The 12,025-nt window shown below is 70.5% G+C and carries 11 protein-coding genes; 4 read left to right on the top strand and 7 right to left on the bottom strand.

Annotation, left to right across the window (positions count from 1 at the left end):
* Window positions 1–29: 29 nt before the first annotated feature.
* Window positions 30–458 (bottom strand): PLD nuclease N-terminal domain-containing protein, encoded by a 429-nt coding sequence (locus tag AC4BGC_RS19975; RefSeq protein ID WP_490557353.1) that lies wholly within the window; start codon window positions 456–458, stop codon window positions 30–32.
* 188 nt (window positions 459–646) lie between these two features.
* On the opposite strand from AC4BGC_RS19975, the gene AC4BGC_RS19970 reads away from it, so the two are divergent.
* Complete coding sequence (locus AC4BGC_RS19970; RefSeq protein WP_490557352.1) at window positions 647–1,921, top strand: class I adenylate-forming enzyme family protein; 1,275 nt, start codon at window positions 647–649, stop codon at window positions 1,919–1,921.
* The gene (locus AC4BGC_RS19965; RefSeq protein WP_490557351.1) at window positions 1,921–2,484 is read left to right on the top strand and encodes a mismatch-specific DNA-glycosylase; all 564 of its coding nucleotides are present in this window, start codon (window positions 1,921–1,923) and stop codon (window positions 2,482–2,484) included. The genes AC4BGC_RS19970 and AC4BGC_RS19965 overlap by 1 nt, the downstream gene beginning before the upstream one ends.
* 110 nt (window positions 2,485–2,594) lie before the next feature.
* Here AC4BGC_RS19965 and rpsA read toward each other — a convergent pair whose 3' ends face one another.
* The 5 genes from rpsA to AC4BGC_RS19940 all read right to left on the bottom strand — a co-directional run bounded on the left by rpsA (window position 2,595) and on the right by AC4BGC_RS19940 (window position 8,276).
* Window positions 2,595–4,076: a 30S ribosomal protein S1 gene (gene rpsA / locus AC4BGC_RS19960; RefSeq protein WP_490557350.1), complete on the bottom strand. Its 1,482-nt coding sequence runs from the start codon at window positions 4,074–4,076 to the stop codon at window positions 2,595–2,597.
* A 240-nt stretch (window positions 4,077–4,316) separates the two neighbouring features.
* The gene (locus AC4BGC_RS19955) at window positions 4,317–5,399 is read right to left on the bottom strand and encodes an ABC transporter ATP-binding protein (RefSeq protein ID WP_490557349.1); all 1,083 of its coding nucleotides are present in this window, start codon (window positions 5,397–5,399) and stop codon (window positions 4,317–4,319) included.
* Window positions 5,396–6,268 (bottom strand): ABC transporter permease, encoded by an 873-nt coding sequence (locus tag AC4BGC_RS19950; RefSeq protein WP_490557348.1) that lies wholly within the window; start codon window positions 6,266–6,268, stop codon window positions 5,396–5,398. Before AC4BGC_RS19950 ends, AC4BGC_RS19955 begins: the two co-directional genes overlap by 4 nt.
* Window positions 6,265–7,077 carry an ABC transporter permease gene (locus tag AC4BGC_RS19945; RefSeq protein WP_490557601.1) on the bottom strand — a complete coding sequence of 271 codons (813 nt, stop codon included), beginning with the start codon at window positions 7,075–7,077 and terminating at the stop codon, window positions 6,265–6,267. Before AC4BGC_RS19945 ends, AC4BGC_RS19950 begins: the two co-directional genes overlap by 4 nt.
* Before the next feature lie 68 nt (window positions 7,078–7,145).
* Window positions 7,146–8,276 carry an ABC transporter substrate-binding protein gene (locus AC4BGC_RS19940; protein ID WP_490557347.1) on the bottom strand — a complete coding sequence of 377 codons (1,131 nt, stop codon included), beginning with the start codon at window positions 8,274–8,276 and terminating at the stop codon, window positions 7,146–7,148.
* Between the two features lie 153 nt (window positions 8,277–8,429).
* Here AC4BGC_RS19940 and AC4BGC_RS19935 point away from each other — a divergent pair, with 153 nt between their 5' ends.
* Window positions 8,430–9,233: a class I SAM-dependent methyltransferase gene (locus AC4BGC_RS19935; protein WP_490557346.1), complete on the top strand. Its 804-nt coding sequence runs from the start codon at window positions 8,430–8,432 to the stop codon at window positions 9,231–9,233.
* A 76-nt stretch (window positions 9,234–9,309) separates the two neighbouring features.
* Here the strand turns inward: AC4BGC_RS19935 and AC4BGC_RS19930 are convergent, their stop codons facing one another.
* Window positions 9,310–10,245 carry a PorA family protein gene (locus AC4BGC_RS19930; protein WP_490548579.1) on the bottom strand — a complete coding sequence of 312 codons (936 nt, stop codon included), beginning with the start codon at window positions 10,243–10,245 and terminating at the stop codon, window positions 9,310–9,312.
* Between the two features lie 213 nt (window positions 10,246–10,458).
* On the opposite strand from AC4BGC_RS19930, the gene AC4BGC_RS19925 reads away from it, so the two are divergent.
* A complete protein-coding gene (locus tag AC4BGC_RS19925) occupies window positions 10,459–11,730 on the top strand; it encodes an acyltransferase family protein (RefSeq protein ID WP_490557345.1) in 1,272 nt (423 codons plus the stop codon).
* The last annotated feature ends 295 nt before the right edge of the window (window positions 11,731–12,025 follow it).

Genomic DNA, 12,025 nt, shown 5'->3' with positions numbered 1-12,025 from the left:
ACTCGGTGCCCGGAACCGGACGAGCGGGTTCAGGAACCGGCATCGGGCTCGTCGGGCTGCTCGCGCCGGAGCCGCCGCTCGAGCTTCGCCTGCTCCTCGCGAGCCCGCTCCAGCTCGGCCTCGCGGTGCCGGCGGCGCTGTTCCTCGGCACGCTCGCGCACCCTGCGCAGGAACGCCTCGTCGTCCTCCGGGCTGGTCGCCGCCGCGCGTCCGGGCCGGTCGTACTCCGGGAACCCCGGCGCGGCGCGCTTCTGCTGTGCTCGCCACGACGCCCCCCGGGGCCGCCCTGCCAGCAGGTAGGCCACCGAGCCGGCGAACGGGAAGAACAACACCAGCAGGATCCACGCGACCTTGGGCAGGTTGCGGACCTCGTCCGCGCTGCGGGAGATCACGTCGACCAGGCAGTAGATGCACAGCGCGAGCGTCACCAGGCCCAGGGCCAGCTCCAACCGGATCATGACCGAGAGTGTGCCGCAGGCGAGACGGGGGCGTCTGCGGTTCGGCGTACACGTCTCGCTCCTGGCACGGCAACCTGCCTCTCCACACACGGCGTGAGGTGTGCGAAGAGGCAGGTCGGGTTCATCACCTGGGAAACTGCCCCCGGCCCGTCGGTCACTGCGGGGCGGAGGCTGGCAGGATCGGCGGCGTGGATTCGCTGGACCTCGCTCCCGGCTCCCGGGTGGCGCTGCTCGTGCCGGGCTCGGTGGCGTACGCCGAGCTGGTGATCGCGCTGCTGCGCCGGGGCGTGTTCCCGGTCCCGATGGACGCGAAGCTGACCGCGAGCGAGCGGTCGATGCTGCTCGAGGACCTCGACCCGGCGGTGGTGGTGAGCACGCCGGAGCAGCTCGACGCCCTGGGCCGAGTCGTGGCCGGCGACCTCGCCGGGCCTCCGCTCGGCCGGCCGATCCACCTCACGAGCGGCACCACCGGACGACCCAAGGGGGTCTTCTCGGGGCTGCTGGCGACACCGGAGGCGGAGGCGCTGCTGGCCGAGGAGCGCGACCTGTGGGGGTTCGCCGAGGTGGACGTGCACCTGGTGCTGAGCCCGCTGCACCACTCGGCCCCGCTGCGGTTCGCGACCGGCACCCTGCTCGCCGGCGGCCGGGTCGTGGTCCCCGGGCCCTTCGACGCCGCGGTCGTCACCGAGGCGATCCGCGAGCACCGGCCGACCACGATGTTCTGCGTCCCGGCCCACCTGCAACGGCTCTTCGGCCACTGGGACGAGCACGGCACCCCCGACCTGTCGTCGTTCCGGCTGGTCGCCCACGCCGGGGCGCCGTGCCCGGAGTGGGTGAAGCGGCGCCTGGTCGCGGACTTCCCCGAGGGCTCCACCTGGGAGTTCTACGGATCCACCGAGGGGCAGTTCACCGCCTGCCGCAGCGAGGAGTGGCTGCAGCGGCCCGGCACGCTGGGGAGGGCGCGACCCGGTCGCACGATCACGGTCGACGAGGAGGGCCACCTGTGGTGCGCCGTACCTGCCCATGCGCGGTTCACCTACCTCGGCGACCCGGACAAGACAGCCGCCGCCTGGCGGGAGACCGACGCGGGACCCGCGTTCACCGTCGGGGACCTCGGACGGATCGACGAGGACGGCTACGTCTTCCTCGACGGACGGCGCGAGGACCTGATCATCAGCGGCGGCGTGAACGTCTACCCTGCCGAGGTGGAACGCGTGCTCGGCGAGGTGGCTGGAGTCACCGACCTCGCCGTCTTCGGGGTGGCCGACGAGGACTGGGGCCAGCGGGTATGCGCGGCCGTGGTCGGCGAGGCGGGCACGGCCGACCTGGAGGCGCATGCGCGGGAGCACCTCGCGCCCGCGAAGCGGCCCAAGGAGTACCACCGGGTCGACGCCCTCCCCCGCACCCCCACCGGGAAGGTACGCCGCCTCGACCTGCCCGACCTCGTCGAGGACGGGCGCTGATGGGCTTCACCAAGGCCGAGCTGGCGCAGTTCAACGGTGTGGAGGTCCCCGACCTGCTGCCCGAGGACCTGCGGCTGCTGTTCGTCGGGATCAACCCGGGCCTGTGGACGGCGGCCGTGCAGGCGCACTTCGCCCGCCCCGGCAACCGCTTCTACCCCGCGCTCCTGCGGGCCGGGATCCTCACCGAGCCGGTGGCCCCGTCGAAGGGGATGAGTGAGAACGAGCGCCGCCACCTGGAGTCGCGGGGACTCGGGATCACCAACCTGGTCCCCCGCGCGACCGCCGGTGCCGCCGAGCTGACCCCGGCCGAGCTCCGCGAGGGCGGCGAGCGCCTGCGAGCGCTGGTGCGCGCACGCAGACCGCAGGTCGTCGCCGTCGCCGGCATCACCGCCTACCGGCACGCGTTCGGCCGGCCGAAGGCGACCGCCGGCCGCCAGGACGAGCCGTTCGAGGGCGCCGAGCTGTGGGTCGTCCCCAACCCCAGCGGCCTGAACGCCCACGAGAACGTCGCCTCGCTCGCCGAGGCCTACGCGGCCGCCGGCCGGGCCGCCGGGATCATCTGACCTCTCCCGTACGGGAGCCGCAGGGGACGACGCCGAGCACCCCTTGAACGTGCCGGAGCCCGGCCCCCACGCATGGGGACCGGGCTCCGGAACTGGGTTCAGCCTGCGGGTCAGACGCCCCCGCCGGTCAGCTTCTCGCGCAGTGCCTGCAGTGCCTCGTCGGAGGCGAGCGAGCCGCCCTCGGCCTCGGAGCCACCGTCGGCGTCGCCGCGGGTGTCGCCACCGCTGGAGTAGGACGTCGCCTCGCCGGCCTCGGCCTCGGCCTGCTTGGCCTCGCCCTGCTGCTTGAGGTGCGCCTCCCAGCGAGCGTGCGCCTTGGCGTACTGGTCCTCCCAGGTCTTGCGCTGCTCCTCGAAGCCCTCGAGCCACTCACCTGTCTCGGGGTCGAAGCCCTCCGGGTAGATGTAGTTGCCCTGCTCGTCGTAGGTCGCTGCCATGCCGTAGAGGGTCGGGTCGAACTCCTCGCCCTCGACCGCGGTGGCGGTCTCGTTGGCCTGCTTCAGCGACAGCGAGATCCGGCGACGCTCGAGGTCGATGTCGATGATCTTGACCATGACGTCGTCGTTGACCTGGACGACCTGCTCGGGGATCTCCACGTGGCGCTCGGCCAGCTCGGAGATGTGCACCAGGCCCTCGATGCCCTCCTCGACGCGGACGAAGGAACCGAAGGGCACCAGCTTGGTGACCTTGCCCGGCACGATCTGGCCGATCTGGTGGGTCCGGGCGAAGTGCTGCCACGGGTCTTCCTGGGTCGCCTTGAGCGACAGGGAGACGCGCTCGCGCTCCATGTCGACGTCGAGCACCTCGACGGTGACCTCGTCACCGACGGTGACGACCTCGCTCGGGTGGTCGATGTGCTTCCAGGACAGCTCGGAGACGTGCACCAGGCCGTCGACGCCACCGAGGTCCACGAAGGCACCGAAGTTGACGATCGAGGACACGACACCCTTGCGGATCTGGCCCTTCTGGAGCTGGGTGAGGAAACCGTGACGGACCTCGGACTGGGTCTGCTCGAGCCACGCGCGACGCGAGAGCACGACGTTGTTGCGGTTCTTGTCGAGCTCGATGATCTTGGCCTCGAGCGTCTGGCCCACGTAGGGCTGCAGGTCGCGCACGCGGCGCATCTCCACCAGCGAGGCGGGCAGGAAGCCGCGCAGGCCGATGTCGAGGATCAGGCCGCCCTTGACGACCTCGATGACGGTGCCCTCGACGACGCCGTCCTCTTCCTTGACCTGCTCGATGGTGCCCCAGGCGCGCTCGTACTGTGCGCGCTTCTTGGACAGGATCAGCCGGCCTTCCTTGTCCTCCTTCTGGAGAACGAGGGCCTCGACCTGGTCACCGACCTTGACGACCTCGTTGGGGTCGACGTCGTGCTTGATCGAGAGCTCGCGCGAGGGAATGACACCCTCGGTCTTGTAGCCGATGTCCAGCAGGACCTCGTCGCGGTCGACCTTGACGATGGTGCCTTCGACGATGTCACCGTCGTTGAAGTACTTGATCGTCGCGTCGATCGCGGCGAGGAAGTCCTCCTCCGAACCGATGTCGTTGATGGCGACCTGCGGAGCGTCGGAAAGAGTGGGGGTGATTGTCATAGGGAAAGAGGAACCTTCGGGTGGATAGAAGTCGTACGGGCACGCGCAGAGGCCCGTTTCACCATCACGATTGTTGGTTCGTTGCCCTACACGGTTTCCCGCAACGGGCCGACAGCGAGCGAGAGGCTGCTACGTCTGAGACTCAGGCAGACTTCTGGCGCATCGCACAGTCTATCCACGCACCCCATCGAGCGTCCAACCGAGCGGGTCCCGTCCCACACCCGGCCGCCCCGGCGCCAGCTAGGACCCCTCGACGACGAGTACGCCGGAGGCCTCCGCGGCCACGGTGACCGGGTCACCGGAGGTGAACGCACGCGCCTGCGAGCTCGGCATCTGGGCAACGACCGCGACCCCGTCGCGAGTGGTCAGGTGCACCCGGGAGAACGGCCCCAGGAACTCCACGCTGGCCACCCGGTCCGTCCCCTGGGGGTCGGCGGTCACGGTCACCGCCTCGGGGCGCAGCATCGCGACGCCGCTCCCGGACGTGATCGAGCCCTCCAGCACCGCGACCCGGGAGCCCAGCAGCTCGGCGACCTCACCGTCCACCCGCGCGGCGACCCGGTTGCTCAGCCCCACGAAACCGGCGACGAACGGGGTCGCGGGACGGGTGTACAGGTCCGCCGGGGCAGCGAGCTGCTCGAGCCGGCCCTGGTTCATCACCCCCACCCGGTCGGCGACCGCGAGCGCCTCCTCCTGGTCGTGGGTCACGAACAGCGTCGTCGTACCGACCTCCGTCTGCACGCGCCGGATCTCCTCACGCAGCTGGACCCGCACCTTGGCGTCGAGCGCCGAGAGCGGCTCGTCGAGCAGCAGCACGCTGGGACGGATCGCCAGCGCGCGTGCCAGCGCCACCCGCTGCTGCTGCCCGCCGGAGAGCTGGCTGGCGTACTTGTCGCGGTGCTCTGCCAGCCCGACCAGCTCGAGCATCTCCTGTGCCCGCCTGCGGCGTTCGGCCCCGCCCTGGCCGCGCAGCTTGAGGCCGAAGGCGACGTTGTCGAGCACGGTCAGGTGCGGGAACAGGCTGTAGGCCTGGAAGACCATGCCCATGTCGCGCTTGTTCGCCGAGACCCTGGTGAGGTCCTTGCCACCCACCAGGACCGTGCCGGAGGTGGCCTCGTCGAGCCCCGCCAGGATCCGCAGCGCCGTGGTCTTCCCACAGCCGGACGGCCCGAGCAGTGCCACCAGCTCTCCCGGCTCGATCGCCAGGGTGAAGCCGTCCAGCGCACGGACGGTGCCGTAGACCCGGGTGAGGTCCCTCAGCTCGACCGCCAGGCTCGATCCTGGCGTCGACGCGGTGGCGGTGGCCGGGCTGGGCGAGGTCATCGGGCTCCTTGGGGCTGCTGGGCGGTGAGGGCTGCCATGGCAGGGTCCCCGGCGTCGGCACCGGGACCGGCACCGGGCCGGCCACCGCGACGTCGGCGACGGGTCAGCAGGGCGAGCACTGAGAGCAGGACGAAGCCGAACAGCAGCGTGGCGAGCGAGGCCGCGACCGAGGTGGGCCCGTCGGACTTGCCGATCTGCACGATCGCGACCTGCAGATTCTGGTAGCCGCTGAGCGACGCGATGGTGTACTCCCCCAGCACGACGGCGATCGAGATGAACGCCGCGGACAGGATCCCCGACCAGATGTTGGGGACCACGACGCGCAGGATCGTGGTGGTCCAGCCGGCGCCGAGCGACCGCGCCGCCTCGGTGAGCGTCGCCAGGTCGATCGAGGCCAGGGCAGCGTCGATCGCGCGGTTGGCGTAGGGCAGCACCAGCACGACGTACACGAAGGTCAAGGTGAGCGTGGACTCGCCGAGGAAGTAGGTCACCCACTCGTAGACCCCGCGCATCCCGACCACGATCACCAGCGCCGGGATCGTCAGCGGCAGCAGGCACAAGAAGTCGACCATGCCCTTGGCCCAGGGCGCGCGCAGCCGCACCCAGATCATCGTCGGGACCAGGATCAGCAGCATCCCGACCACCGTGAGAGCGGCCAGGGCCAGCGAGATCGTGATCGCGGAGTAGAGCGTGTCGTCGCGGACGAGGTTCTCCCACGCGGCCAGGGTCCGGCCGCCCTGGATGAGGTTGCGAGTGCTGAAGTCGGCCATCGCGACCAGCGGGAACAGGAAGAACACCCCGAACAGCGCGAGCAGGACCACCCGCACCACCCGGTCGCGGGTCCGGGCACGTCCTTGGGCGCGACTCACTGCAACCACCTCGACGTACGCCGCACCAGGGCGCTGTAGGCCACCATCACCACGGCGACCACCACGATCATCTCCAGCGCCAGCGCATAGGCGAACCCGGCCTGGCCGAGGACCACCTCGCTGGTCAGCGCGGCGCGGATCAGCAGCGGCAGGATCGGGCTCCCCTGGCTGACCAGCGCCGCCGCCGTGGCGTAGGCGGCGAACGCGTTGGCGAACAGCAGCAGCGCCGAGCCGAGGAAGGCCGGGGTGAGCAGCGGAATCGCGACCTCGCGCCAGTACTGCCACCTGGTCGCGCCCAGGCTGACGGCGGCCTCGCGCCACTGCTCGCGCAGCCCCTCGAGGGCAGGCAGGAACACGATCACCATCAGCGGGATCTGGAAGTACGTGTAGACCAGGATCAGCCCGCTCAGGCTGTACAGCCAGCCGGAGCCGGCGAGGTTCCACCCGAGGTGCTCCTGGGCCCACAGGGTGAGCACCCCGTTGAGGCCGATCGTGGCGACGAACGCGAACGCCAGCATCACCCCGCCGAACTGGGCCAGCACGCTGCAGATCGAGACCACCGTGCGCCGGAACAGCGAGCTCGGCGGGCTGCTCACCACCAGCCAGGCCAGCACCGCCCCCAGGGTGGCGCCGAGGACCGCGGTGGTGCCGGAGAGCAGCACGCTCTTCCACAGCGCCGAGAGGGCGGTGCCGGTGAACAGCGCCTCGATCCGCCCGGTCGAGAACACGCCCTGGTCGTAGACCGAGCCGACCACCACGGTGATCGTGGGCACCAGCAGGAAGACGAACACGAACGCCAGGAACGGCACCAACGGCAGAGCCTCGCGAGCCCTGCGACTGATGCCGCCCCCAGCGGTACTGCGTGCCATCGCTCGGATCAGCCGACTGCCTTGGCCCAGTTGGCGGTGAGGTACTTCGTCGCCTTGGCGCTCTGCTCCTCGGTGACGATCACGGGCTCACCCTTGACCACCGGCAGCGCGTCGTAGGCCTCCTTGTCGATGGTGCCGTCCTTGACCATCTGCTCGGCCCGGACCGGACGGGCCCCGCCGGCGAGCCACAGGTTCTGGCCCTCGTCGCTGTAGAGGAACTCCTCCCACAGGCGCGCGGCAGCCGGGTTCGGAGCGAGCTTGTTGATCGCCTGGAAGTAGTAGCCCGCGACCGCGGCGCCCTCGGGCACGACCACCTTCCACGAGGGCAGCTTCGCGGTCTCGGCCGCGTTCAGGTAGTCCCAGTCGATGACGACCGGGGTCTGCCCCGACTCGATCGTCGCGGCCGTCGGGTCGACCGGCAGGAAGTTGCCGGCCGCCTTGAGCTTCTCGAAGAAGTCGACGCCGGGCTTGATGTCGTCGGCGGACCCGCCCTGGGTCAGCGCCGCCATCACCACCCCGGAGAACGCGGCGCCGGCCTGGGTCGGGTCGCCGTTGAGCGCGACCTTCCCCTTGAAGTCGGGCTTGAGCAGCTCGTCCACCGTGGTCAGGTCCGGGACCTTCTTCGAGTCGTAGCCGATGGACATGAACCCGCCGTAGTCGTTGACCCAGGCGCCGTCCGGGTCCTTGTACTGCTCGGGGATCGAGTCGAACTCCTCGACCTTGTACGGCGCGAACATCTCGGTGTTGGCCAGGGCCACGGACTGGCCGAGGTCGAAGACGTCGGGGGCCGTGCTCTTGCCCTTCTGCTGGTTTGCCGCGTTGATCTCGTCCTGGCTCGCCCCGTCGGGGAGCTGGGAGGTGATCTTGACGTCGTACTTCTCCTGGAACCTCTTGATGATCGCGCCGTAGTTGGCCCAGGTCGGCGGCAGCGCGATGACGTTGAGCTTGCCCTCCTTCTCGGCCGCCTTGACGAGCTCGTCCATGCCACCGAAGTCCGCGGCCGAGGTCGCCTCCGACGCCTTGCCCCCGGACTTGGTGGTGGAGCTGTCGTTGTCCTTCTCCGGCGGCGAGCACGCCGCGAGCGAGGCGGCGACTGCGAGCGCGAGCGTGGTGGCAAGAAGCTTGTGTGGTCTCTTCATGGCGGCGAACCTTCCAGTGAGCGGGTGCGCCACGGTGTCGTGGCGGTGGCCCCGGGGCGACGCTTTGATGAAGGTAACCCTGCGAGGGGGCCCGAGTCGGGCAAGCGCGCCCCTTCCAAGTGTTGCGCGTCGGGTGTGGACTAGCCTTCGACTGTGTCTGGAGTCCGCCCCGAACGACGCCCCGTCGACGAGGCAGAGTCGTTGCTCGCCAACCGCGCCGACTGGGATGCCTACGCCGACGAGTACCAGGCCACCCACGGCGAGTACCTCGGCGACGCCGGCTTCCTGTGGGGGCCCGAGGGGGTGCGCGAGGACACGGTGCACGCGCTCGGTGAGGTCAGCGGCAAGGCGGTGCTCGAGATCGGCTGCGGCGCCGGCCAGTGCTCCCGCTGGGTGCTCGCCCACGGCGGGCTGCCCGTCGGCATCGACGTCTCCATGCGCCAGCTCCAGCACGGCCGGCGCATCGACGAGGAGCACGGGGTCGCCGTACCCGCGGTGTGCGCGACCGCCGCACAGCTGCCCTTCGGGGACCTGAGCTTCGACGTGGTCTTCTCCGCCTTCGGCGCGCTCCAGTTCGTCGCGGACGCGCCGGCCCTGGTCGCCGACGTCGCCCGGGTGCTGCGGCCGGGCGGGGTCTTCGCCTTCTCCGTCACCCATCCGACGCGGTGGATGTTCCCCGACGACCCCGGCGAGGAGGGGCTGGTCGCCGCGCACTCCTACTGGGACCGCACCCCCTACGTCGAGGTCGACGACGAGACCGGTGCGACGCGCTACGTGGAGCACCACCGGACCCTGGGCGACTGGGTGGGCACACTGTCGCGCAACGGGTTCGTGCTCACCGACCTGCACGAGCCGGAGTGGCCTGCCGACCACGACCGCACCTGGGGCGGCTGGAGCCGGGTCCGGGGCATGCTGACACCCGGGTCCGCGATCTTCGTCTCCAGGCTCTCCGCCTGAGCAACGACAGAGCCGCTGCCGGACCGTGTGACCGGTCGGGCAGCGGCTCGTGTCGTGTCGGGGTCGGAACCCCGGATCAGCCCTGGTGTGCGCCGACCTTCTGCTTGCGGCGCGGTGCGTCGTCGTCCGCGCCCGAGGAGCGGCGGCCGCTCAGGAGCAGCAGCACGCCGGCGCCGATCAGGCAGATCAGGCCGCCGGTGATGCCGACGATCGGGATCGTCCTGGTGATCAGGTTCAGACGCGAGATGTTGGCCTTCGCGTCGTCCGCGTTCGTCTTGGTCTGGGCGTCGGTGAACGCGAGCTGCAGGTCGAGGACCTTGTCGCCGTCGTCGAGGTAGCGCTGCTGGTCGTCGGTCTGGTTCAGGATCGAGCCGGTCCGCGGTTCGACGTAGATCTCCTTGACGTCGTCGTAGGTGCCGTTGATCCCCTCACCGATCTCGATGGGCGCATCCTTGATCTCGACCCGGTAGAGGTAGGTCTCGATGCCGCGGATGCTGACCGAGCGCACGTACTCGGCGTCGACGGCCTTGCCTGCCGTGCCGTCCCAGTACGGGTAGGTCTTCTTCTCGGCGTCGAAGGGCCACTTGTTCATGAGGCCCTTGTGCTCGCTCGCGTCCGCAGGCAGGTACTTGCCGTCGTTGACCGCCAGCGCGGTCTCGCGGTCGGTGGCGAACACGTCGGTGTCGGCGGAGATCAGCCGGTCGTCGGTGCCGTCGACGCACGCAGGCGGGTCGTCGCGGTCGATGACCAGGCAGGAGCTGTTGGCCCAGGCCACCACCTTGTCGTCGGAGATCTTCGAGTCCGTCTTGGTCTCGTTGGTGGCCTTGACGGGGTTGCTCTCGAGCTCCCCGGTCGCGGTGTTCAGCTTCTCGGCCTGGCCGCTGAGCTTGGTGGTCGTGCTGACGTCGAGGGGGGTCTTCTTGACCATCCCCGGTGCCCACAGGGCCGCGATCAGCCCGGCGACCAGCAAGAAGCCGCCCAAAGCGAACAGCACCGGAATCAATTTGCGCATGTAAGTGTCCCTCCCAGAACGATCGTCGCCGCACCGTAGCGCACGAAGCACTCAGATGGTGAGACCTTGGGGCGTCGTCTTTGATCAGTGGTCCAGCTGCCGATCGCGGGCTACCGGTCCGTGGGGGCCACGGGTCCGGGCGGCAGTGGCGGCCCGACGGGACGGCGCATGTCATAGTCGCTCCGTGTCCCGTCGTACGCCAGCGCTCGCACCATGACCGCGCCCGTCGCCGCCGAGGAGACGACGTCACGCGGCACCGGGGCCCTGACGACACTGCCCGCCCTGGACACGATGCGTGCGGTCGCGGCCATCGCGGTCGTGGCGACGCACGCCTCGTTCTGGGGCGGCGCCTACAGCCAGTCGCGCTTCGGCACGGCGCTTGCGCGCCTGGACATCGGCGTCGCGATCTTCTTCGTGCTCTCCGGCTTCCTGCTCTCCCGGTCCTGGCTGGAACGCCACGCGCGTGGCGCACCGGCGCCCTCGACGGGGCGGTACCTGTGGCGACGTGCGCTGCGGATCATGCCGGTCTACCTGTTGGCGGCCACGGGCGCCCTGCTGCTGCTCCCCGGCAACGACGAGGCCTCCCCCGGGCTGTGGCTACGGACCCTGACGATGACCAACATCTACCTCGACGACCGGCTGCCGGACGGTCTCACCCAGACGTGGAGCCTCGCCACCGAGGGGGCCTTCTACGTGCTCCTGCCGGTGATCATGTGGGCGACCCTGTCCCGGCGGCGCCACGGCCGCCCGTCCGCGGGCAGGACGGGCACCGTCGCCGTGCTGCTGGTGTTGCTGAACGCGGTGTGGCTGCTGGACCTGGCCGAGCGCCTGGAGGTCGTCAGCCCCCTGGCCGCGCTGTGGGTGCCGTCGTACCTGACGTGGTTCGCGGTGGGACTCGTCCTCGCTGCCTGCCACGTGCGCGTCCGGCAGGCCGGCCGGAGAAGCGACGACGGCGGCGATCCCGGCGACGACCTGGGCAGGTTGGCGCCACTGCTGCAGGTGATGGGGCGTTCGCCCGGTGTCTGCTGGACCGCGGCCCTGGCGCTGTTCGCCATCTCCGCGACTCCGTTGGCAGGCCCGTCCTCGCTCACCGCCCCGAGCCTGGGCGAGGCCGTGACCAAGAACCTGCTCTACGCCGCGACGGCCGGACTGCTGATCCTGCCGTGCGTCTTCGCCCCTGCGTCGGGACGGTTCGTGCGCGTGCTGTCCCTGCGCCCGCTACGGCACCTGGGGCACCTCTCCTACGGCCTCTTCTGCGTCCATCTCGTCATCCTCGAGCTGGTGGCCCGGGGCCGCGGCATGGCGCTCTTCGAGGGGCGGACCTTCGAGCTCTTCGCCCTCACCTTGGTGATCAGCCTCCTGGTGTCCGAGGCGCTGTACCGGCTCGTGGAACGACCGGCGATGCGGCTCAAGGACCTTCCCGGTCCCCGGAGGGGCAGGTCGGTGGACACCAGCAGCCCCAGCGCCGCGGCAACCAGCAGCTGAGGTGCGCTCAGGACGCCCGCCCATCCCTCGAGTGAGCCCAGCGGGCGTTGCCAGTAGAAGACTGCCGCGGTCGCAACGAGCAGTCCGCTCATCCAGGAGACGAGGTCGGGGTGCACGCGGCGCCTGAGCAGCGCGGTCGCTCCCACGGCGGCAGCGCCACACGCGAGTGCCCACCAGCCGGCCATCACGCCGAGCGCCAGCACTCCGCCGCCGGCCAGGACCCACGGAGGAATCCGTCGCGCTCCGAGCGGCGGCTGGGACCCGGGACGTCGCCTGAGCCACCAACCGGCCGCCG

This window comes from Nocardioides sp. Z38_18 (assembly GCF_058215695.1).
This window is presented reverse-complemented; position numbering and strand designations above follow the sequence as displayed.

What these genes read in the sequence shown, in the direction of transcription:
- rpsA (WP_490557350.1), bottom strand. Translation starts at nt 4,076, where the DNA reads ATGACAATCACCCCCACTCTTTCCGACGCTCCGCAGGTCGCCATCAAC.
- AC4BGC_RS19925 (WP_490557345.1), top strand. Translation starts at nt 10,459, where the DNA reads ATGACCGCGCCCGTCGCCGCCGAGGAGACGACGTCACGCGGCACCGGG.
- AC4BGC_RS19930 (WP_490548579.1), bottom strand. Translation starts at nt 10,245, where the DNA reads ATGCGCAAATTGATTCCGGTGCTGTTCGCTTTGGGCGGCTTCTTGCTG.
- AC4BGC_RS19955 (WP_490557349.1), bottom strand. Translation starts at nt 5,399, where the DNA reads ATGACCTCGCCCAGCCCGGCCACCGCCACCGCGTCGACGCCAGGATCG.
- AC4BGC_RS19965 (WP_490557351.1), top strand. Translation starts at nt 1,921, where the DNA reads ATGGGCTTCACCAAGGCCGAGCTGGCGCAGTTCAACGGTGTGGAGGTC.
- AC4BGC_RS19975 (WP_490557353.1), bottom strand. Translation starts at nt 458, where the DNA reads ATGATCCGGTTGGAGCTGGCCCTGGGCCTGGTGACGCTCGCGCTGTGC.
- AC4BGC_RS19940 (WP_490557347.1), bottom strand. Translation starts at nt 8,276, where the DNA reads ATGAAGAGACCACACAAGCTTCTTGCCACCACGCTCGCGCTCGCAGTC.